At 61.4% G+C, this 21570-nt stretch carries 20 protein-coding genes; 18 read left to right on the top strand and 2 right to left on the bottom strand.

Annotated features, from left to right (window positions below; genetic code table 11):
- The first annotated feature begins 12 nt into the window (after positions 1-12).
- From ACIPG5_RS21965 to ACIPG5_RS21955, 3 genes are all read left to right on the top strand, one after another.
- Positions 13-459, top strand: coding sequence for a hypothetical protein (locus ACIPG5_RS21965; RefSeq protein ID WP_176516613.1), 447 nt, complete (start codon positions 13-15; stop codon positions 457-459).
- 121 nt (positions 460-580) lie between these two features.
- Positions 581-835 carry a YkgJ family cysteine cluster protein gene (locus ACIPG5_RS21960; protein WP_008091885.1) on the top strand — a complete coding sequence of 85 codons (255 nt, stop codon included), beginning with the start codon at positions 581-583 and terminating at the stop codon, positions 833-835.
- A 34-nt stretch (positions 836-869) separates the two neighbouring features.
- Positions 870-1475: an START domain-containing protein gene (locus ACIPG5_RS21955; RefSeq protein WP_176516611.1), complete on the top strand. Its 606-nt coding sequence runs from the start codon at positions 870-872 to the stop codon at positions 1473-1475.
- 72 nt (positions 1476-1547) lie between these two features.
- On the opposite strand, the gene gltA is transcribed toward ACIPG5_RS21955, so the two are convergent.
- Positions 1548-2837 carry a citrate synthase gene (gene gltA, locus ACIPG5_RS21950; protein WP_012315351.1) on the bottom strand — a complete coding sequence of 430 codons (1290 nt, stop codon included), beginning with the start codon at positions 2835-2837 and terminating at the stop codon, positions 1548-1550.
- Between the two features lie 352 nt (positions 2838-3189).
- Between gltA and sdhC the strand changes: the two genes are divergently transcribed.
- From sdhC to ACIPG5_RS21895, 11 genes are all read left to right on the top strand, one after another.
- On the top strand, positions 3190-3576 hold the full coding sequence (sdhC, locus tag ACIPG5_RS21945) for a succinate dehydrogenase, cytochrome b556 subunit (RefSeq protein WP_077068487.1): 387 nt from the start codon (positions 3190-3192) through the stop codon (positions 3574-3576).
- A complete protein-coding gene (gene sdhD, locus ACIPG5_RS21940; RefSeq protein WP_054899920.1) occupies positions 3570-3938 on the top strand; it encodes a succinate dehydrogenase, hydrophobic membrane anchor protein in 369 nt (122 codons plus the stop codon). Before sdhC ends, sdhD begins: the two co-directional genes overlap by 7 nt.
- A gap of 3 nt (positions 3939-3941) precedes the next feature.
- Positions 3942-5714: a succinate dehydrogenase flavoprotein subunit gene (sdhA, locus tag ACIPG5_RS21935; RefSeq protein WP_176516609.1), complete on the top strand. Its 1773-nt coding sequence runs from the start codon at positions 3942-3944 to the stop codon at positions 5712-5714.
- A gap of 11 nt (positions 5715-5725) precedes the next feature.
- Positions 5726-6430, top strand: a complete 705-nt coding sequence (locus tag ACIPG5_RS21930; RefSeq protein ID WP_012315348.1) for a succinate dehydrogenase iron-sulfur subunit — start codon at positions 5726-5728, stop codon at positions 6428-6430.
- A gap of 246 nt (positions 6431-6676) precedes the next feature.
- Positions 6677-9508, top strand: coding sequence for a 2-oxoglutarate dehydrogenase E1 component (locus tag ACIPG5_RS21925; RefSeq protein WP_176516607.1), 2832 nt, complete (start codon positions 6677-6679; stop codon positions 9506-9508).
- A gap of 42 nt (positions 9509-9550) precedes the next feature.
- Positions 9551-10768, top strand: coding sequence for a 2-oxoglutarate dehydrogenase complex dihydrolipoyllysine-residue succinyltransferase (gene odhB / locus ACIPG5_RS21920; RefSeq protein WP_401378117.1), 1218 nt, complete (start codon positions 9551-9553; stop codon positions 10766-10768).
- A gap of 93 nt (positions 10769-10861) precedes the next feature.
- Positions 10862-12298 (top strand): dihydrolipoyl dehydrogenase, encoded by a 1437-nt coding sequence (lpdA, locus tag ACIPG5_RS21915; protein ID WP_176516603.1) that lies wholly within the window; start codon positions 10862-10864, stop codon positions 12296-12298.
- Positions 12299-12470: 172 nt separating this feature from the next.
- Positions 12471-13637 (top strand): ADP-forming succinate--CoA ligase subunit beta, encoded by a 1167-nt coding sequence (gene sucC / locus ACIPG5_RS21910; protein ID WP_011534748.1) that lies wholly within the window; start codon positions 12471-12473, stop codon positions 13635-13637.
- Positions 13637-14521 carry a succinate--CoA ligase subunit alpha gene (gene sucD / locus ACIPG5_RS21905; protein ID WP_003254203.1) on the top strand — a complete coding sequence of 295 codons (885 nt, stop codon included), beginning with the start codon at positions 13637-13639 and terminating at the stop codon, positions 14519-14521. The genes sucC and sucD overlap by 1 nt, the downstream gene beginning before the upstream one ends.
- Positions 14522-14894: 373 nt before the next feature.
- Positions 14895-16208 carry a branched-chain amino acid transport system II carrier protein gene (brnQ, locus tag ACIPG5_RS21900; protein ID WP_176516601.1) on the top strand — a complete coding sequence of 438 codons (1314 nt, stop codon included), beginning with the start codon at positions 14895-14897 and terminating at the stop codon, positions 16206-16208.
- A 262-nt stretch (positions 16209-16470) separates the two neighbouring features.
- Positions 16471-17217 carry a DUF599 family protein gene (locus tag ACIPG5_RS21895; RefSeq protein WP_314615272.1) on the top strand — a complete coding sequence of 249 codons (747 nt, stop codon included), beginning with the start codon at positions 16471-16473 and terminating at the stop codon, positions 17215-17217.
- 67 nt (positions 17218-17284) lie between these two features.
- On the opposite strand, the gene ACIPG5_RS21890 is transcribed toward ACIPG5_RS21895, so the two are convergent.
- Positions 17285-17560, bottom strand: coding sequence for a hypothetical protein (locus ACIPG5_RS21890; protein WP_079229000.1), 276 nt, complete (start codon positions 17558-17560; stop codon positions 17285-17287).
- A 154-nt stretch (positions 17561-17714) separates the two neighbouring features.
- Here ACIPG5_RS21890 and ACIPG5_RS21885 point away from each other — a divergent pair, with 154 nt between their 5' ends.
- The 4 genes from ACIPG5_RS21885 to ACIPG5_RS21870 all read left to right on the top strand — a co-directional run bounded on the left by ACIPG5_RS21885 (position 17715) and on the right by ACIPG5_RS21870 (position 21432).
- Positions 17715-18191 carry a PaaI family thioesterase gene (locus ACIPG5_RS21885; RefSeq protein ID WP_286915624.1) on the top strand — a complete coding sequence of 159 codons (477 nt, stop codon included), beginning with the start codon at positions 17715-17717 and terminating at the stop codon, positions 18189-18191.
- A complete protein-coding gene (locus ACIPG5_RS21880; protein ID WP_176516594.1) occupies positions 18188-18670 on the top strand; it encodes a PaaI family thioesterase in 483 nt (160 codons plus the stop codon). The genes ACIPG5_RS21885 and ACIPG5_RS21880 overlap by 4 nt, the downstream gene beginning before the upstream one ends.
- Before the next feature lie 70 nt (positions 18671-18740).
- A complete protein-coding gene (gene htpG / locus ACIPG5_RS21875) occupies positions 18741-20645 on the top strand; it encodes a molecular chaperone HtpG (RefSeq protein ID WP_401378111.1) in 1905 nt (634 codons plus the stop codon).
- 61 nt (positions 20646-20706) lie between these two features.
- Complete coding sequence (locus tag ACIPG5_RS21870) at positions 20707-21432, top strand: dienelactone hydrolase family protein (RefSeq protein ID WP_176516589.1); 726 nt, start codon at positions 20707-20709, stop codon at positions 21430-21432.
- The last annotated feature ends 138 nt before the right edge of the window (positions 21433-21570 follow it).

The following is a 21570-nucleotide window of genomic DNA, read 5'->3' as shown; positions in this document are numbered from 1 at the left end:
CCGCCGATGTCCATGAAACTGTTGCGTAGCCTTGCCCTGATCGTTTGCCTCGTGCCCCTGTACCTGCCCGCTGGAGTGGCCGAGGCTGCGCAGCCTGCCGTGCAGGCGCAGGACAAGGCGGCAAAGCCTGCGCCCAAGCAGCCTGCCAAGCCGGCCAAAAGCAAGGCCAAGCCGGTGCACAAACCCGTCAGCAAGGCGGTGCGCCAGCCATTGCCCAAGGCCAAGCTGGACCTGAGCCTGCCCGCCGACATGGTCAACGAGCTTGAGCCCAGCGTCGGCAGCACGCCGCCCAGGCGCAAACCTTTGCTGCCGGCCATGTTCACCGAAAAGCCGGAAACCGACGACAGCCCGTTCCAGCTCAACGGCCGCCTGATCAGCAACGAAATGCAGCTGCAGTTGCGCAACGACAGCCGGCGCGATGTGGAAGGTGCGGCCATCGAATTCCAGTTCCGCCAATAGCCGTACCCAACTGACTGCCGGGTCACGGCAGATTTCATCGGGTCAGCAATTTCAAACGCATGTTTGAGCGGTTACTATCCAGGGACGTTCGTCCCGTCTTGCTCCAGGGAGTCCTGTTTTCATGAAGTGTCGCGAGGGTTGCGGTGCCTGCTGCATCGCCCCGTCCATCAGCTCGGCGATGCCGCGCATGCCTGAGGGCAAGCCGGCCGGTGAGCGCTGCCTGCACCTGACTGTCGACAACCTCTGCGACTTGTTCGGCAAGCCCGAGCGGCCAGCGGTGTGTGGAGGGTTCCAGGCGGATGTCGAGGTGTGTGGCAGCGACCGTGAAGAGGCGATCAGGATTCTGGGTTGGTGGGAGCAGATGACGGCGGCGTGACAAGGCTGGATCTTCGACAACAAGGATAAAGATGATGAGATCGTTCAAGCGTATTGCACTGCTGTGTGGCATGGGTGTCCTGCTGGCGCCGGCCGCCTGGGCGGAAAACTGGCAAGTGGCCAAGGACGAGGACGGGATCAAGGTCTCCCTCAGCGAGGTGGCCGGCTCCAAGTACAAGGCCTACCGTGGTGTGACCCTGATCAAGGCCCCTCTGGCCAAGGTGCAGGCGTTGCAGGAAGACGTGGTCGGGGCCTGTGCCTGGATTCACGAGTGCGAGTCGCAGAAGCTGCTCAAGCACGAAGGCGACCAGAGCTGGACCTACACCCGCTTCAATACACCATGGCCGGTGACGCCGCGCGACTCGGTGCTGCATGTCACCACGGTCAAGGATGCCGACGGCAGCCTGACCCGCAACCTGAAGGAAGAGCCGACCTATATCCCGGAAGAGAAGGGCTATGTGCGGGTGGCGAAAGTCGAAGGCTTCTGGAAGCTGGTGCCCAAGGGTGACAGCACTGAAGTGACCTACCAGGTGCACACCGAGCCAGGTGGCAGCGTGCCGGCGATGGTTGCCAACAAGTTCGTGGTCGATGCGCCGTTCAATACCCTGAAAGGGTTGCGCGAGCGGGCCGAGAAGAACTGAGGCCGCTACAGGCGAACGGCAATGAAAAAAGGCTGCCCGAGGGCAGCCTTTTTTGCGTTCGGCTCGGGGAGCTTACTTGCGGTCCTTCAGTTCGACGATGTCGCGCTGCAGCTCGCCGGTGTACAGCTGGCGCGGGCGGCCAATCTTGTACGGGCTGGAGAGCATTTCCTTCCAGTGCGAGATCCAGCCCACGGTACGTGCCAGGGCGAAGATCACGGTGAACATGCTGGTTGGAATGCCGATCGCCTTGAGGATGATCCCCGAGTAGAAGTCGACGTTCGGGTACAGCGAGCGCTCGATGAAGTACGGATCGGTCAGGGCGATCTCTTCCAGGCGCATGGCCAGTTCGAGCTGCGGGTCGTTCTTGATGCCCAGCTCGCCGAGCACTTCGTCGCAGGTCTTCTTCATCACGGTGGCGCGCGGGTCGCGGTTCTTGTACACGCGGTGACCGAAGCCCATCAGCTTGAACGGGTCGTTCTTGTCCTTGGCCTTGGCGATGTACTTGTCGATGTTCGAGACATCGCCAATTTCATCGAGCATGGTCAGCACGGCTTCGTTCGCACCGCCGTGGGCAGGGCCCCACAGTGCGGCGATACCGGCGGCGATACAGGCGAACGGGTTGGCACCCGAGGAGCCGGCCAGGCGCACGGTGGAAGTGGAGGCGTTTTGCTCATGGTCGGCGTGGAGGATGAAGATCTTGTCCATTGCCTTGGCCAACACCGGGCTGATCGGTTTGATCTCGCACGGGGTGTTGAACATCATGTGCAGGAAGTTTTCCGCGTACGACAGGTCGTTGCGCGGGTACATCATCGGCTGGCCCATGGAATACTTGTAGACCATCGCGGCCAGGGTCGGCATCTTGGCGACCAGGCGCACCGCGGAGATTTCGCGGTGTTGCGGGTTATTGATGTCCAGGGAGTCGTGGTAGAACGCCGACAGGGCGCCGACCACACCGCACATCACCGCCATCGGGTGAGCGTCGCGGCGGAAACCGTTGAAGAACGACTTCAGCTGCTCGTGAACCATGGTGTGGTTCTTCACGGTGCTGACGAACTGAGCCTTCTGCTCGGCATTGGGCAGCTCGCCGTTGAGCAGCAGGTAGCAGGTTTCCAGGTAGTCCGATTGCTCGGCGAGCTGTTCGATCGGGTAGCCGCGGTGCAGCAGCACGCCCTTGTCGCCGTCAATGTAGGTGATCTTCGACTCGCACGAGGCGGTCGCCATGAAACCGGGGTCGAAGGTGAAGTGACCAGTGGCCCCTAACCCGCGGACGTCGATTACATCAGGACCAACGGTGCCGGTTAAAATGGGCAGCTCGACGGGGGCAGCGCCCTCGATGACCAACTGCGCTTTTTTGTCAGCCATGTGGCCTCCTATTAATGCTTGAAATCATCAGACAGACCCCCCACGCAGGGCCCGCACCACTATAGAGAAGTAAATTCGAATGTCAATTTGCCTAAAGGCTGCTTGAAAGCGGGCTGCAGGCCTGATTTTTCACGAAATTCTCGCCCATTTACGCCTTTTGTTCGCTAAAGGCAATGCGCTATTTGGGCTACCCCCTTCCGTTGTCATAAGCAGCCTAACTGTCTATACTCGGCACCCGACTCCCTGGGGCTTGCAAGCCCGAACTGCTGGGGGTCGCCGTTCCCTGGGTGGTGGGTACCTGACCAGTACACTTACCAACAACTTTGCCCTGATTCGCTAGGGGCTCTTCAGTGTGAAAAAAGCCGTGAAAAGCCAACGACCTGTAAACCTAGACCTAAGGACCATCAAGCTCCCGATCACCGCGTACACGTCCATTCTTCACCGTATCTCCGGCGTCATCCTGTTCCTCGGCCTTGCCATCATGCTTTATGCACTGGGCAAGTCGCTGGGTTCCGAGGAAGGCTTCGGCGAGGTGAAGGCGTGTCTGACCAGCCCGCTGGCCAAACTGGTGACCTGGGCCCTGCTGTCCGCCCTGCTGTATCACCTGGTGGCAGGCGTACGCCACCTGATCATGGACATGGGCATCGGTGAGACGCTGGAAGGCGGCAAGCTGGGCTCGAAAATCGTGATTGTCATCTCCGTGGTGGTGATCGTTCTGGTGGGAGTTTGGGTATGGTAACCAATGTCACGAACCTGTCGCGTTCGGGCCTCTATGACTGGATGGCGCAGCGCGTATCGGCGGTCGTTCTCGCGGCTTACTTCCTGTTCCTGATCGGCTACGTGGTCGCCCACCCAGGCATCGACTATGCCCAGTGGCACGGTCTGTTCTCCAACAACGCGATGCGGATCTTCAGTCTGCTGGCCCTCGTTGCCCTGGGCGCTCACGCCTGGGTCGGCATGTGGACCATCGCCACCGACTACCTGACGCCGATGTCGTTCGGCAAGTCGGCGACTGCGATTCGTTTCCTGTTCCAGGCGGTATGCGGCGTTGCGATGTTCGCTTACTTCGTCTGGGGTGTGCAGATTCTCTGGGGTATCTGATCCATGGCTAGCATTCCTACTATTTCCTTCGACGCCATCATCATCGGTGGCGGCGGCGCCGGCATGCGCGCAGCGCTGCAGCTGGCCCAGGGCGGTCACAAGACGGCCGTGGTCACCAAGGTCTTCCCGACCCGTTCGCACACTGTATCCGCCCAGGGCGGCATCACCTGCGCCATCGCCTCGGCCGACCCGAACGATGACTGGCGCTGGCACATGTACGATACCGTCAAGGGTTCCGACTACATCGGTGACCAGGACGCTATCGAATACATGTGTCAGGAAGGCCCGGCTGCGGTCTTCGAGCTGGACCACATGGGCCTGCCGTTCTCGCGTACCGAAACCGGCCGTATCTACCAGCGTCCGTTCGGTGGCCAGTCCAAGGACTTCGGCAAGGGTGGCCAGGCTGCCCGTACCTGCGCCGCTTCCGACCGTACCGGCCACGCGCTGCTGCACACCCTGTACCAGGGCAACCTGAAGGCAGGCACCACCTTCCTCAACGAGTACTACGCCGTTGACCTGGTGAAGAACAAGGAAGGCGCTTTCGTTGGTGTGATCGCGATCTGCATCGAAACCGGCGAAACCATGTACATCAAGTCCAAGGCCACCGTTCTGGCCACTGGCGGTGCCGGCCGTATCTACGCCTCCACCACCAACGCCTTGATCAACACCGGTGACGGTATCGGCATGGCCCTGCGTGCAGGCGTACCGGTGCAGGACATCGAGATGTGGCAGTTCCACCCGACCGGCATCGCCGGCGCCGGTGTACTGGTGACCGAAGGTTGCCGCGGCGAAGGTGGCTACCTGATCAACGCCCACGGCGAGCGCTTCATGGAGCGTTACGCGCCGAACGCGAAAGACCTGGCCGGCCGCGACGTGGTTGCCCGTTCCATGGTCAAAGAGATCATCGCCGGCAACGGCGTGGGCCCGAACAAGGACCACGTACTGCTGAAGCTGGACCACCTGGGCGAGGAAGTGCTGCACAGCCGCCTGCCAGGTATCTGCGAACTGTCCAAGACCTTCGCCCACGTCGACCCGGTCGTCGCGCCGGTGCCGGTGGTTCCGACCTGCCACTACATGATGGGCGGCGTTGCCACCAACATTCATGGCCAGGCCATCACCATGGACGAAGAAGGCAAGGATCACATCATTCCTGGCCTGTTCGCCGTAGGTGAAGTGGCGTGCGTATCGGTTCACGGCGCCAACCGCCTGGGTGGCAACTCGCTGCTCGACCTGGTGGTGTTCGGCCGTGCTGCCGGCCTGCACCTGGAGAAGGCACTGAGCGACGGCATCGAGCACCTCGACGCCAGCGACACCGACATCGATGTTGCCCTGAGCCGCCTGAACAAGCTCAACGAGCGCTCCACCGGCGAAGACGTCGCCAGCCTCAAGCGCGAGCTGCAAAGCTGCATGCAGAACTACTTCGGTGTATTCCGTACTGGCGAATACATGCAGAAGGGTATCGAGCAGCTGGCTGGCCTGCGCGAGCGCATCGCCAACGTCAAGATCAACGACAAGTCCCAGGCCTTCAACACCGCGCGTATCGAAGCGCTGGAGCTGCAGAACCTGCTGGAAGTTGCCGAAGCTACCGCCATTGCGGCCGAAGCCCGTAAAGAGTCCCGCGGCGCGCACGCCCGTGAAGACTTCGAAGACCGTGACGACGAAAACTGGCTGTGCCACACCCTGTACTACCCGGGTGAGAAGCGCGTTGCCAAGCGCGGCGTCAACTTTGCGCCGAAGACCGTTCCGGCCTTCGAGCCAAAAATCCGGACTTACTAAGGGTGGCTGCTATGTTGAAAGTCGAAGTTTATCGTTACAACCCCGACACCGACTCGGCGCCCAAGATGGAGTCGTTCGACGTCGATACCGGCGGCAAGGACCTGATGGTTCTGGATGTGTTGGCGCTGATCAAGGAAAAGGACGAAGGTTTCTCGTACCGTCGTTCCTGCCGTGAAGGCGTTTGCGGTTCCGATGGCATGAACATGAACGGCAAGAACGGCCTGGCCTGCATCACCCCGCTGTCGGGCGTGGTCAAGGGCAACAAGCTGGTTCTGCGCCCGCTGCCTGGCCTGCCGGTCATTCGTGACCTGGTGGTCGACATGAGCATCTTCTACAAGCAGTACGAGAAGGTGAAGCCGTTCCTGCAGAACGATACCCCGGCTCCGGCCATCGAGCGTCTGCAGTCGCCGGAAGACCGCGACAAGCTGGACGGTCTGTACGAGTGCATCCTGTGCGCTTGCTGCTCGACCTCCTGCCCATCGTTCTGGTGGAACCCGGACAAGTTCCTGGGCCCCGCCGCTCTGCTGCAGGCCTATCGTTTCCTGGCCGACAGCCGTGACACCAAGACCCAGGAGCGCCTGGCGTCCCTGGATGACCCGTTCAGTGTGTTCCGCTGCCGCGGGATCATGAACTGCGTCAACGTTTGCCCGAAGGGTCTGAACCCGACCAAGGCAATCGGTCACGTGCGTAACATGCTGCTGCAAAGCGGCACCTGATTCAAAAGTGTTGTAACTGCAGTAAGCCGAGGTGCGGGTGGTGAGCCCGCACTGAGGTAAAACCTGGGCAAGGGCCCACAAAGCCCGCGCCCGATACCTATGAAGATATGAGACCAGCAGGGGCTTCCGGGCTGGTACCCGGAAAATCAGCAGGATCCAGGTGGCGTGGTTCAGTCGCTGTGTTCGGACTTTTCCAGGTTTGCTGTGGCTCTCGCCGATCAGTCCCCTAACCGAGGGTGACCAAGCATGCAAGAAAGCGTGATGCAGCGCATGTGGGAAAGCGCCCACCTTTCAGGTGGTAACGCTGCATATGTGGAAGAGCTCTACGAGCTCTACCTGCACGACCCTAACGCTGTGCCAGAAGAGTGGCGCACTTACTTCCAGAAATTGCCCGCCGACGGCAGCACCGCTACCGATGTATCGCACTCGACAATCCGCGACCATTTCGTACTGCTGGCAAAGAACCAGCGCCGCGCCCAACCGGTTTCCGCCGGGAGCGTGAGCAGTGAACACGAGAAGAAGCAGGTTGAAGTTCTGCGACTGATCCAGGCCTATCGTATGCGCGGCCATCAGGCTGCCAAGCTCGACCCGTTGGGGTTGTGGCAGCGCCCTGCGCCCGTAGACCTGTCGATCAATCACTACGGCTTGACCAATGCCGATCTTGATACGACCTTCCGTGCCGGCGACCTGTTCATCGGCAAAGAGGAAGCGAGCCTACGCGAAATCTTCGAGGCGCTCCAGAAGACATATTGTCGCACCATTGGCGCCGAATTCACCCACATCACCGATTCCGAGCAGCGCAGCTGGTTCCAGCAGCGCCTGGAAAGCGTGCGCGGCCGTCCGGAGTTTTCCGCCGACGTGCAGGCCCACCTGCTCGAGCGCGTGACCGCAGGTGAAGGCCTTGAGAAGTACCTGGGCACCAAGTACCCGGGCACCAAGCGTTTTGGCCTTGAGGGTGGCGAAAGCCTGATCCCGATGCTGGACGAGATGATCCAGCGCTCCGGCTCCTACGGCACCAAGGAAGTCGTCATCGGCATGGCCCACCGTGGCCGTCTGAACGTGCTGGTGAACACCTTCGGCAAGAACCCGCGCGAGCTGTTCGACGAGTTCGAAGGCAAGAAGATGAACGAGCTGGGCTCCGGTGACGTGAAGTATCACCAGGGCTTCTCCTCGAACGTGATGACCCCCGGTGGCGAAGTTCACCTGGCCATGGCGTTCAACCCGTCCCACCTGGAAATCGTCTCGCCAGTGGTGGAAGGTTCGGTGCGCGCCCGTCAGGACCGCCGCAACGACACCGTGGGTGACAAGGTACTGCCGATCTCGATCCACGGCGACGCTGCGTTCGCAGGCCAAGGCGTGGTCATGGAAACCTTCCAGATGTCGCAGACCCGCGGTTTCAAGACCGGCGGTACCGTGCACATCGTGATCAACAACCAGGTTGGCTTCACCATCAGCAACCCGCTGGACTCGCGTTCCACCGAGTACGCCACCGACGTTGCCAAGATGATCCAGGCGCCGATCCTGCACGTGAACGGTGACGATCCGGAAGCCGTGCTGTTCGTGACCCAGCTGGCCATCGATTACCGCATGCAGTTCAAGCGTGACGTGGTCATCGACCTGGTCTGCTACCGCCGCCGCGGCCACAACGAGGCCGACGAGCCGAACGGCACCCAGCCGCTGATGTATCAGCAGATCAGCAAGCAGCGCACCACCCGTGAGCTGTATGCCGAAGCGCTGATCCAGGGCGGTCGCATCGACGCCGAGCGCGCTCAGGCCAAGATCGACGAGTACCGCAACGCGCTGGACAACGGCCTGCACGTGGTCAAGAGCCTGGTCAAGGAGCCGAACCGCGAGCTGTTCGTCGACTGGCGTCCGTACCTGGGCCACGCCTGGACCGCGCGTCACGACACCCGCTTCGACCTCAAGACCCTGCAGGAACTGTCGGCCAAGCTGCTGGAACTGCCAGAAGGCTTCGTCGTTCAGCGCCAGGTATCGAAGATCTACGAAGATCGCCAGAAGATGCAAGCCGGTGGCCTGCCGATCAACTGGGGTTATGCAGAGACCATGGCCTACGCCACCCTGCAGTTCGAAGGTCACCCGATCCGCATGACCGGCCAGGACATCGGCCGTGGCACCTTCTCGCACCGCCATGCGGTGTTGCACAACCAGAAGGACGCCAGCACCTACGTACCGCTGCAGAACCTGTTCCCGGGCCAGCCGCGCTTCGACCTGTACGATTCCTTCCTGTCGGAAGAAGCCGTGCTGGCCTTCGAATACGGCTACTCCACCACCACGCCGAACGCGCTGGTGATCTGGGAAGCCCAGTTCGGCGACTTCGCCAACGGTGCGCAAGTGGTGATCGACCAGTTCATCACCAGCGGCGAGCACAAGTGGGGCCGCCTGTGCGGTCTGACCATGCTGCTGCCACACGGCTATGAAGGGCAGGGGCCGGAGCACTCCTCCGCGCGTCTGGAGCGTTACCTGCAGCTGTGCGCCGAGCACAACATCCAGGTTTGCGTACCGACCACCCCGGCACAGATCTACCACCTGCTGCGTCGCCAGGTCATCCGTCCGCTGCGCAAGCCGCTGGTCGTCCTGACGCCGAAGTCGCTGCTGCGCCACAAGCTGGCCATCTCGACCTTGGAAGACCTGGCAGAAGGCTCGTTCCAGACCGTGATCCCGGAAGTCGATGCAATCGACCCGGCCAAGGTCGAGCGCCTGGTGCTGTGCAGCGGCAAGGTCTACTACGACCTGCTGGAAAAACGCCGTGCCGAAGGCCGCGAAGACATCGCGATCCTGCGTATCGAGCAGCTGTATCCGTTCCCGGAAGACGACCTGGTCGAAATCCTGGCGCAGTACACCAACCTCAAGCATGCGGTCTGGTGTCAGGAAGAGCCGATGAACCAGGGCGCCTGGTACAGCAGCCAGCACCACATGCGCCGTATCCTGGGCCGCCACAACAAGGCGCTGGTCCTGGAATACGCCGGCCGCGACGCTTCTGCCGCGCCAGCTTGTGGTTACGCTTCGAAGCACGCCGAACAGCAGGAAAAACTGCTGCAAGACGCCTTCACTGTCTAACGCCTTCGCGCACCTGAAACCGAATTTAAGGAAACACTGATAATGGCTATCGAGATCAAAGCCCCAACCTTCCCGGAATCGGTTGCCGACGGCACCGTTGCCACCTGGCACAAGAAGCCGGGCGAAGCCGTCAAGCGTGACGAGCTGATCGTCGACATCGAGACCGACAAAGTCGTTCTGGAAGTGCTGGCTACCGCCGATGGCGTGCTGGGCGACATCGTCAAGGGCGAGGGCGAAACCGTCCTGTCCGACGAAGTACTGGGTTCGATCGTTGAAGGTGGCGCTGCCGCCGCCGCTCCAGCCGCTGCCCCGGCCGCTGCTGCTCCGGCTGCCGCTGCCGCTGACGCTGGCGAAGACGACCCGGTCGCCGCTCCAGCCGCGCGCAAGCTGGCTGAAGAGAATGGCATCGACCTGGCCACCGTTGCCGGCACCGGCAAAGGCGGTCGCGTAACCAAGGAAGACGTGGTTGCGGCCGTTGCCAACAAGAAAGCCGCTCCTGCTCCGGCTGCCAAGCCTGCAGCAGCAGCTGCTGCCCCGGTCGTGGTTGCCGCTGGCGATCGCACCGAGAAGCGCGTGCCGATGACCCGCCTGCGTGCCAAGATCGCCGAGCGTCTGGTCGAAGCCCAGTCGAACATGGCGATGCTGACCACCTTCAACGAAGTCGACATGACCGAAGTCATGGCCCTGCGTTCGAAGTACAAGGACCTGTTCGAGAAGGCCCACAACGGCGTGCGCCTGGGCTTCATGTCGTTCTTCGTCAAGGCCGCTACCGAGGCGCTGAAGCGCTTCCCGGCTGTCAACGCCTCGATCGACGGCAACGACATCGTCTATCACGGCTATGCCGACGTCGGCGTTGCCGTGTCCAGCGACCGTGGCCTGGTGGTACCGGTGCTGCGCAACGCCGAGTCGATGAGCCTGGCGGAAATCGAGAACGGCATCGCCACCTTCGGCAAGAAGGCCCGTGACGGCAAGCTGGCTATCGAAGAGATGACCGGCGGTACCTTCACCATCACCAACGGTGGTACTTTCGGTTCGATGATGTCGACCCCGATCGTCAACCCGCCGCAGGCCGCCATTCTCGGCATGCACAACATCATCCAGCGCCCGATGGCCATCAATGGCCAAGTGGTAATCCGCCCGATGATGTACCTGGCGCTGTCGTACGATCACCGCCTGATCGACGGCAAGGAAGCGGTAACCTTCCTGGTCACCATCAAGAACCTGCTGGAAGATCCGTCTCGCCTGCTGCTGGACATCTAACCCTCTGGCTGCGTACCGTTCGGCGCCCGCTCTCGAAAGAAGCGGGGCCGCGCGGTTCGCGGCTTGTAGCTTGTAGCTGATAAGGAATCTTTTATGACCCAGAAATTCGACGTAGTGGTGATTGGTGCAGGTCCTGGCGGCTATGTGGCTGCCATCAAGGCTGCCCAACTTGGTCTGAAGACTGCCTGTATCGAGAAGTACACCGACGCCGAGGGCAAGCTGGCCCTGGGCGGCACCTGCCTGAACGTAGGTTGCATCCCCTCCAAGGCGCTGCTGGACAGCTCCTGGAAGTACAAGGAAGCCAAAGAGAGCTTCAACGTCCACGGCATCTCCACTGGCGAAGTGAAGATGGACGTGGCCGCGATGGTTGGCCGAAAGGCTGGCATCGTCAAGAACCTGACCGGCGGTGTTGCCACCCTGTTCAAGGCCAACGGCGTCACTTCGATCCAGGGCCACGGCAAGCTGCTGGCTGGCAAGAAAGTCGAAGTCACCAAGGCTGACGGCACCACCGAAGTCATCGAAGCCGAGAACGTGATCCTGGCTTCCGGTTCGCGTCCGATCGACATTCCGCCGGCTCCGGTCGACCAGAACGTCATCGTCGACTCCACCGGCGCCCTGGAATTCCAATCGGTACCCAAGCGCCTGGGCGTGATCGGTGCTGGCGTGATCGGCCTGGAGCTGGGCTCGGTATGGGCTCGCCTGGGTGCTGAAGTCACCGTCCTGGAAGCCCTGGACACCTTCCTGATGGCTGCCGACACCGCCGTGTCGAAAGAAGCCCAGAAGACCCTGACCAAGCAAGGCCTGGACATCAAGCTGGGCGCTCGCGTGACCGGCTCGAAAGTCAACGGCAACGAAGTCGAAGTGACCTACACCAACGCCGAAGGCGAGCAGAAGATCACCTTCGACAAGCTGATCGTCGCGGTCGGCCGTCGCCCGGTGACCACCGACCTGCTGGCTTCGGACAGCGGCGTGACCATCGACGAGCGTGGCTACATCTTCGTCGACGATCACTGCGCCACCAGCGTACCTGGCGTATTCGCCATCGGTGACGTGGTGCGTGGCATGATGCTGGCGCACAAGGCCTCGGAAGAGGGCATCATGGTCGTCGAGCGCATCAAGGGTCACAAGGCCCAGATGAACTACGACCTGATCCCATCGGTTATCTACACCCACCCGGAAATCGCATGGGTCGGCAAGACCGAACAAGCCTTGAAGGCCGAGGGTGTTGAGGTTAACGTAGGCACCTTCCCGTTCGCGGCCAGCGGCCGTGCGATGGCAGCCAACGACACCGGTGGTTTCGTCAAGGTCATCGCCGATGCCAAGACCGACCGCGTACTGGGTGTGCACGTGATTGGCCCATCGGCTGCCGAACTGGTGCAGCAGGGCGCAATCGCAATGGAATTCGGCACCAGTGCCGAGGATCTGGGCATGATGGTCTTCAGCCATCCAACCCTGTCCGAAGCGTTGCATGAAGCAGCGCTGGCAGTGAATGGCGGCGCCATTCACGTGGCCAACCGTAAGAAGCGTTAATTATAAGAAACCACGGCGGACTGCCCGTCGTGAGTCTTGCGTGCATGACTCACCGCGGAACGTCCGCCGGATCGAACTACACGGGAAAAACCGGGGTTAACGGTCACAGGTGGTGCGGCGCCAGCAATGGCGCAGCGCCGAAGCGCAGTACCTAACGAAGACGGTAAAAAGCATGAATCTTCACGAGTATCAGGGTAAGCAGCTGTTCGCTGAATACGGCCTGCCAGTTTCCAAGGGTTTCGCTGTCGATACCCCTGAGCAAGCTGCAGAAGCTTGCGACAAGATCGGTGGTTCCGAGTGGGTTGTTAAGGCCCAGGTTCACGCCGGTGGTCGCGGTAAAGCGGGCGGCGTCAAGCTGGTTCGCAGCAAGGAAGACGCCAAGGCGTTCGCTGCACAGTGGTTGGGCAAGAATCTGGTTACCTACCAGACCGATGCCAACGGTCAACCCGTCTCCAAGATTCTGGTCGAATCCTGCACTGACATCGCCAAAGAGCTGTACCTGGGCGCTGTCGTAGATCGTTCGAGCCGCCGTATCGTGTTCATGGCTTCCACCGAAGGTGGCGTGGACATCGAGAAAGTCGCTCACGAAACGCCTGAGAAGATCCTCAAGGCCACCATCGACCCGCTGGTCGGCGCTCAGCCGTTCCAGGGTCGCGAGCTGGCATTCCAGCTGGGCCTGGAAGGCAAGCAAGTTCAACAGTTCGCCAAGATCTTCGTTGGCCTGGCCAAGCTGTTCAAGGATCACGACCTGGCGCTGCTGGAAGTGAACCCGCTGGTCATCAAGGCCGACGGCGACCTGCACTGCCTCGATGCCAAGATCAACATCGACGCCAACGCCATGTACCGTCAGCCCAAGCTGAAGACCTTCCACGACCCGTCCCAGGACGACGCCCGTGAAGCCCACGCTGCCAAGTTCGAACTGAACTACGTTGCCCTCGAAGGCAACATCGGCTGCATGGTCAACGGTGCCGGCCTGGCCATGGGTACCATGGACATCGTCAACCTGCACGGCGGCAAGCCAGCCAACTTCCTCGACGTAGGCGGCGGCGCCACCAAGGAGCGCGTTACCGAAGCGTTCAAGATCATTCTGTCCGACAGCAATGTCGCGGCCGTTCTGGTCAACATCTTCGGCGGCATCGTTCGCTGCGACATGATTGCCGAAGGCATCATCGGTGCAGTGAAGGAAGTCGGCGTCAAGGTTCCGGTCGTCGTTCGCCTCGAAGGCAACAACGCCGAACTGGGCGCTAAAGTACTGGCAGAAAGCGGTTTGAACATCATTGCGGCAACCAGCCTGACCGACGCTGCTCAACAAGTTGTCAAAGCTGCGGAGGGCAAGTAATGAGCGTCCTGATCAATAAAGACACCAAAGTCATCTGCCAGGGCTTCACCGGCTCGCAGGGTACTTTCCACTCCGAACAAGCCATCGCCTACGGCACCAAGATGGTCGGCGGCGTCACCCCAGGCAAGGGTGGCACCACCCACCTGGGCCTGCCGGTGTTCAACACCGTCAAGGAAGCCGTGGAAGCTACCGGCGCTGACGCTTCGGTCATCTACGTTCCGGCTCCGTTCTGCAAGGACTCGATCCTGGAAGCGGCATTCGGCGGCATCAAGCTGATCGTCTGCATCACCGAAGGCATCCCGACCCTGGACATGCTGGACGCCAAGGTCAAGTGCGACGAGCTGGGCGTTACCCTGATCGGCCCTAACTGCCCAGGTGTCATCACCCCGGGCGAGTGCAAGATCGGCATCATGCCAGGCCACATCCACCTGCCAGGCAAGGTCGGTATCGTTTCGCGTTCCGGCACCCTGACCTACGAAGCTGTGAAGCAGACCACCGACGCCGGCTTCGGCCAGTCGACCTGCGTCGGCATCGGCGGTGACCCGATCCCGGGCTCCAACTTCATCGACATCCTGAAGCTGTTCCAGGAAGACCCGAAGACCGAGGCGATCGTCATGATCGGCGAGATCGGCGGTTCGGCTGAAGAAGAAGCCGCGGCCTACATCAAGGCCCACGTGACCAAGCCAGTCGTTTCCTACATCGCCGGTGTTACTGCACCTGCGGGCAAGCGCATGGGCCACGCTGGCGCCATCATCTCCGGCGGCAAGGGCACTGCGGACGAGAAGTTCGCCGCCCTGCAGGACGCTGGTGTGAAAACCGTGCGTTCCCTGGCTGACATCGGCAAGGCCCTGGCCGAGCTGACTGGCTGGGAAGCCAAGAAGTAAGTAACACGTAATACCCCCACGCGCACAAAGGCCACCTTCGGGTGGCCTTTGTCGTTTCTGCAGACGCGCGGGTCACCAGGATTTTTCGATGGGTTTGATAGGAATTTTGAAGCAGACGAATGTGTCAATCCGAGGATAATTCCTACTGTCCACGGTCACACAGACGACAAACATGTACGCACATCGGACAAGCGTCAGCGTTGCAGTGCGTTTACCGGGTAAAACGGTTAATCTACGCGTTCACTCTGTGCCCGTACCCCAAAAGGGAACGACACGCTAAACGGGTCTGGCCTATCAAGCCGGGCAGCATTTCCCTCATCCATAGGGAAATCCCTTCTCGAATCCCGATTTCAGCAGTGTGGTACTACCCTAAATGAAAGTTTTAAAAGGCCAGGATATCCTGGCGCTTGGCTTTATGACGTTTGCGCTTTTCGTGGGCGCCGGCAACATCATCTTCCCGCCTATCGTCGGCCTGCAGTCCGGCCCACACGTGTGGATGGCCGCACTAGGCTTCCTGGTGACCGCGGTAGGCCTGCCGGTCATCACCGTGGTCGCCCTGGCCAAGGTCGGTGGCGGCATGGATGCCCTGAGCAGCCCGATCGGCAAGTTCTTCGGCGGCCTGCTGGCGGCTGTGTGCTACCTCTCGGTCGGCCCGCTGTTCGCGACCCCGCGTACCGCGACCGTGTCGTTCGAGGTGGGCGTGGCGCCGCTGACTGGCGAAAGCCCGCTGGCCCTGTTCATCTACAGCCTGGTGTACTTCCTCGTGGTGCTGGCCGTGTCCATGTATCCGGGCAAGCTGCTCGATACCGTGGGCCGCTTCCTCGCGCCGCTGAAGATCATCGCCCTGGCGGTACTGGGCATCGCTGCCTTCGCGCTGCCGGCCGGGACCATTGGTGAAGCGCAGCCGGCCTATGCCGCCGCGGCGTTCTCCAAAGGCTTCTCCGATGGCTACCTGACCATGGACACCCTGGGTGCCCTGGTGTTCGGCATCGTCATCGTCAATGCCATCCGCTCGCGCGGCGTCGAGTCGCCCAAGCTGATCACCCGCTACGCCATCATCGCCGGCCTGATCGCCGGGGTGGGCCTGGCGCTGGTGTACATCAGCCTGTTCCGCCTGGGTGCCGGCAGCCACGACATCGCGGCCGATGCCACCAACGGTGCGGCGGTACTGCACGCTTATGTGCAGCACACCTTCGGCTCGCTTGGCAGCGGCTTCCTGGCCGTGCTGATCGCGCTGGCTTGCCTGGTGACCGCAGTGGGCCTGACCTGTGCCTGCGCCGAGTACTTCAGCCAGATCCTGCCGCTGTCGTACCGCGCGCTGGTGGTGATCCTGGCGGGCTTCTCGCTGGTGATCTCCAACCTGGGCCTGACCAAGCTGATCATGTTCTCGATCCCGGTGCTGACCGCCATCTACCCGCCTTGCATCGTGGTGGTGGGCCTGAGCTTCGTGAAGGAGCTGTGGAACTCGCCCACGCGCATCCTGGCGCCGGTGATGCTGGTGTCGCTGGTGTTCGGTATCGTCGATGCGATCAAGGGCAGCACCATCGCCCATGTGCTGCCGGACTTCATGGCGCACCTGCCGCTGAGCGACCAGGGCCTGGCCTGGCTGGTGCCTTCGGTGGTGACGCTGGTGGCTGCCGTGGCCTGCGACCGCATGCTCGGCAAGCCGCGCGAAGCGCTGGCCTGATGCGTTGAAGCCTGGCGACGGCACCGGCCACAAGCCGTAGGGTGCGCGCCGCAGGTGGAAACCAGAAAACCCCGCATTCGCAAGGATGCGGGTTTTTTTTTGCCTGCACGGGCCTCATCGCCGGCAAGCCGGCTCCCACAAGTGAGTCTCCCGAGGCCAGGCCGGGCAATGAACATTTTGTGCCGAATGTGTGTCTTTACCGACTTGCCGACGTCGAAACCCGGTTCCTATCCTTTGTGCACCTTGCCTTCGGGAAACCTGCATGAACTTCATCCAAAGCAACCTTCACAACCTGCTGGCCATCTGCTGGTTCGCGCTCTGCTGGGGCGGCTACACCCGCTATGCCATCTGGAAAGGGCGCGACACCGCGTGCCTGGCCAGCGTGTTGCACCTGTATCGCGAAGACTGGATGCGCCGCATGCTGCTGCGCGACAACCGTATCGCCGACGCCAGCGTGATCGGCAACCTCGAGCGCAATGCATCGTTCTTCGCCTCCAGCACCCTGATCATCCTGGCCGGTATCCTCACCGTGCTGGGCGCCTCGGACCGTGCGCTGTCATTGCTGGCCGACCTGCCTCTGGTGCAGCAGGCCTCCCAAGGCATGTCGGAGATCAAGTTGCTGTGCCTGGCGATGGTGTTCGTCTACGCCTTCTTCACCTTCAGCTGGTGCATGCGCCAGTACAACTTTGCAGCGGTATTGGTAGGCTCTGCGCCGATGATCGGCGAGCGCCTGGTCAATGAACTGGAGCGCAAGGCCTTTGCCTCAAGAGCCGCCCGGGTATTGTCGCTGGCGGCCAACCAGTTCAACTTGGGGTTGCGCTCCTACTATTTCGGCATGGCCATGCTGACCTGGTTCATCAGCCCCTGGTTGTTCATGGTCATGAGTGTGGGCGTGGTGCTGATTCTGTATCGCCGCGAGTTCCACTCCGATGTGCTCGAAGTGATGGTGTTCACGCCAACGGAAAGTGCACCAGCAGAGTTGGGCAAAGAAACCACTGCCACTAACTGAAACGGTTAATCCGAAAGTTATAGGCACAAAAAAACCCGACAAAGTCGGGTTTTTTTGTACAGCGCGATTACTGCTTGGCAGGCTCGGCTGGCGCGGTTTCCGGCGCCGGAGTAGCCGGTGCGGCTTCTTCGGCGGCCTTCTGCTCGGCTTCGGCCTGATCTTTGGCGGCTTCGGCGTTTTCCTTGGCAGCGTCGTTCATTTTATCCTGAGCTTCGCCCATCTTTTCCTGGGCTTGCTCGGCGTGTTGCTGTGCGTCTTGGGCTTTGTCTTCGCTCGCTTTATCGCAAGCAGCCAGGCCCATGGCAGCAGCCAGCATCAGAGCAAAAGCAAAAGGTTTACGCATGGGGGTGTATCTCCTTGGTGGGATAAGTGACTTGTTCCTTCGAGTTCACTGCTCCGGAATAAGTTCCGCAGAGGTTACAGATATATAACGCCGCGTTCTATATAGACTTTTTATCCCTTTTATGCCGAGCGGGCAGTTGCCAGGGAAACTACCGATGAGCGATTCCAGCTTGATGGCCATGGCCGAACGGTTCTTGTCGGCACTCAAACATTGCCAAGTATTGCAAATGCGCGTGGCCCAGGCAGATGCCGAAGGCATGACCTTGATGATGCCCTGGTCACCCGCCATCGTCGGCAACCCGCAGACCGGTGCGGTGCACGGCGGCGCGCTGACCACGCTGATGGACACCACCTGCGGCATGGCCACGCTGTGCGTGCTGCCGCGCTTCGAGGTGTGCCCGACCCTGGATCTGCGCATCGACTACATGCACCCGGCCGAGCCGGGCAAGGCCATCTACGGCCATGCGCAGTGCTACCGAGTCACCCGCGATGTAATCTTCACCCGCGGCGCCGCCTACCAGGACGACCCGAACCAGCCGATCTGCCAGGTGGTCGGCACCTTCATGCGCCTGGGCCAGGACATCAAGGGCGGTATCCGTTTCGGCAACAGCCTGAAGGAGGGCGGCGCATGATCCCCGAAGACGTCCGCCAACGGCTCAATGCGGCCCACGCCGTGGGCGACTACCAGCCATTGCTGGCCCTGATACCCTACGCCGCGCTGATCGGCATTACCTGCCAGCGCCAGGGCGACGACCTGCTGTTCTGCCTGCCGGCCAACCAGGACAACATCGGCAACCCCTTGCTGCCGGCCATCCACGGCGGCGTGATCGCAGGCTTCATGGAGCTTTCGGCAGCGCTGTACCTGCTGATCTACAGCGAGAGCGCCAGCATCCCGAAAATCATCGATTTCTCCATCGACTATCTGCGCGCCGGCCACTACCGCGACACCTACGCCCAGTGCCAGCTGTGGCGCCAGGGCCGGCGGGTGACCAACGTGGCGATCACCGCCTGGCAGGCTGACCGGCAGTCGCCGATCGCCACGGCCCGCGCGCATTTCAAGATCGAACCGGAAAAGCCCTTGAAATCATCGGGTCAGCCCCCATCTGAATGACATCCGCCGTCAACGCAGGCCGAATCGGCTGCCAGGCGCCAACTGCCATCAGATCGGAGTTTTGAAGACCATGAGTGTGGAAACACAAAAAGAAACCCTGGGCTTCCAGACCGAGGTGAAGCAACTGCTGCACCTCATGATTCATTCGCTGTACTCGAACAAGGAGATCTTCCTGCGCGAGCTGATCTCCAACGCCTCCGACGCCGCCGACAAGCTGCGTTTCGAAGCCCTGGCCAAGCCGGAGCTGTTCGAAGGCGACGCCGATCTGAAGATCCGCCTGAGCTTCGACAAAGACGCCGGCACCGTGACCCTCGAGGACAACGGCATCGGCATGAGCCGTGAAGACGTCATCGCGCACCTGGGCACCATCGCCAAGTCCGGCACCGCCGACTTCATGAAGAACCTCACCGGTGACCAGAAGAAGGATTCGCACCTGATCGGCCAGTTCGGCGTGGGCTTCTACTCGGCCTTCATCGTTGCCGACAAGGTCGACGTCTACAGCCGCCGCGCCGGCCAACCCGCCGCCGAAGGCGTGCACTGGTCGTCCAAGGGCGAGGGCGAGTTCGAAGTCGCCACCGTCGACAAGCCTGAGCGCGGCACCCGCATCGTCCTGCACCTGAAGAAGGATGAGCAGGAATTCGCCGATGGCTGGCGCCTGCGCAACGTGGTCAAGAAGTATTCCGACCACATTGCCCTGCCGATCCAGTTGCCCAAGGAGCAGGCAGCCGCCGAAGGCGAAGAGCAGCCGGCCGAGGAATGGGAAACCGTCAACCGCGCCAGCGCCCTGTGGACCCGTTCGCGTACCGAGATCAAGGACGAGGAATACCAGGAGTTCTACAAGCACATCGGCCATGACTTCGAGAACCCGCTGGCCTGGAGCCACAACAAGGTCGAAGGCAAGCTCGAATACAGCTCGCTGCTGTACGTGCCGGCCCGTGCGCCGTTCGACCTGTACCAGCGCGAAGCGCCTCGCGGCCTGAAGCTGTACGTGCAGCGCGTGTTCATCATGGACCAGGCCGAATCGTTCCTGCCGCTGTACCTGCGCTTCATCAAGGGTGTGGTCGACTCCAACGACCTGTCGCTGAACGTCTCGCGCGAGATCCTGCAGAAAGACCCGATCATCGACTCGATGAAGACCGCGCTGACCAAACGCGTGCTGGACATGCTGGAGAAGCTGGCGAAGAACGAGCCTGAGCAATACAAGGGCTTCTGGAAGAACTTTGGCCAGGTGCTCAAAGAAGGCCCGGCCGAGGACTTCGCCAACAAGGAGAAGATCGCCGGCCTGCTGCGCTTCGCCTCCACCCACGATGACAGCGGCGAGCAGAGCGTTGCCCTGGCCGACTACCTGGCGCGCGCCAAGGAAGGGCAGGACAAGATCTACTACCTCACCGGCGAAACCTACGCGCAGGTCAAGAACAGCCCGCACCTGGAAGTCTTCCGCAAGAAAGGCATCGAAGTGCTGCTGCTGACCGACCGCATCGACGAGTGGCTGATGAGCTACCTCAACGAGTTCGATGGCAAGGCCTTCGTCGACGTTGCCCGTGGCGACCTGGACCTGGGCAAGCTGGACTCCGACGAAGACAAGAAGGCCCAGGAAGAAGTCGCCAAGGAAAAAGAAGGCCTGGTCGAGCGCCTCAAAGGCGCCCTGGGTGACAGCGTTGCCGAAGTGCGCGTTTCCCACCGCCTGACCGATTCGCCGGCGATCCTCGCCATCGGCGAACAGGACCTGGGCCTGCAGATGCGCCAGATTCTCGAAGCCAGCGGGCAGAAGGTGCCGGATTCGAAGCCGATCTTCGAGTTCAACCCAAGCCACCCGCTGATCGAGAAGCTCGACAACGAGCAGAGCGAAGACCGCTTCGCCGAGCTTTCGCACATTCTCTTCGACCAGGCGGCCCTGGCGGCCGGCGACAGCCTGAAGGACCCGGCGGCTTACGTTCGTCGCCTGAACAAGCTGCTGGTCGAGCTGTCTGCTTGAGTTGATGCACAGGAAAGCCCGCTTCGGCGGGCTTTTTTCATGGTGAGCTAAGGAGTGCTTGATGAGCAAGGTAATCGTCGAATCGTTGGTCTATCACCTGTCTGGCAAGACCTATGAAAGCCGCCTGGTCTACGAGCCAGGCGCGCTGCCAAAGCCCGGCCTGGTGATGGCGCCGAACTGGATGGGTATTGGCGAAGGCGCCGAGCGCATTGCCAAGGAAGTGGCCGAGAAGGGTTACGTGGTGCTGATCGCCGACCTGTATGGGCAATCGGTGCGCCCGTCCAATGCAGATGAGGCCGGTGCGGCGATGATGCCGCTGAAAAATGACCGGGCCGAGCTGCGCAAGCGCATGAACGAGGCGTTGTCGCAGCTGCTGGCGCAGTCCAAGGCCTTGCTGGAGCCGGGCAAGGTTGCCACGTTCGGCTTCTGCTTCGGCGGTTGCTGCGCCCTGGAGCTGGCCCGTACCGGCGCCGACCTGAGGGCTGCGGTGTCGTTCCATGGCACGCTGGATACCCCGAACCCGGAAGACGCCAAGCGCATCAAGGGCTCGGTGCTGGTGCTGCATGGCGCTGCCGACCCGCTGGTGCCGAAGGAGCAGCTGCCGGCGTTCGAGGAGGAGATGAACGCGGCCAAGGTGGATTGGCAGTTGCTCAGCTACGGCGGCGCGGTGCATTCGTTCACCGACCCCAACGCCAACGTGCCGGGCAAGATGCAATACGACCGCCGCACCTCGGAGCGCGCGTTCCGCTCGATGCACAACCTGCTGGCCGAAGTGTTCCAGCGCTGACGGCGCAGCCAGGCCCGCTCCCACAGATAAAGTGTTGCCCCTGATGTGGGAGATTCTATGGTTGGGGGCAAAGTTTTTTGCCCCCGTTACTGATGTATTCGCTTTGGTTTTTCATCAGGGCGAACGCAATTCTGGCTA

This window comes from Pseudomonas sp. NPDC087029 (genome assembly GCF_044745345.1).
In the GTDB taxonomy this organism is placed as follows: domain Bacteria; phylum Pseudomonadota; class Gammaproteobacteria; order Pseudomonadales; family Pseudomonadaceae; genus Aquipseudomonas; species Aquipseudomonas faucium.
This window is presented reverse-complemented; position numbering and strand designations above follow the sequence as displayed.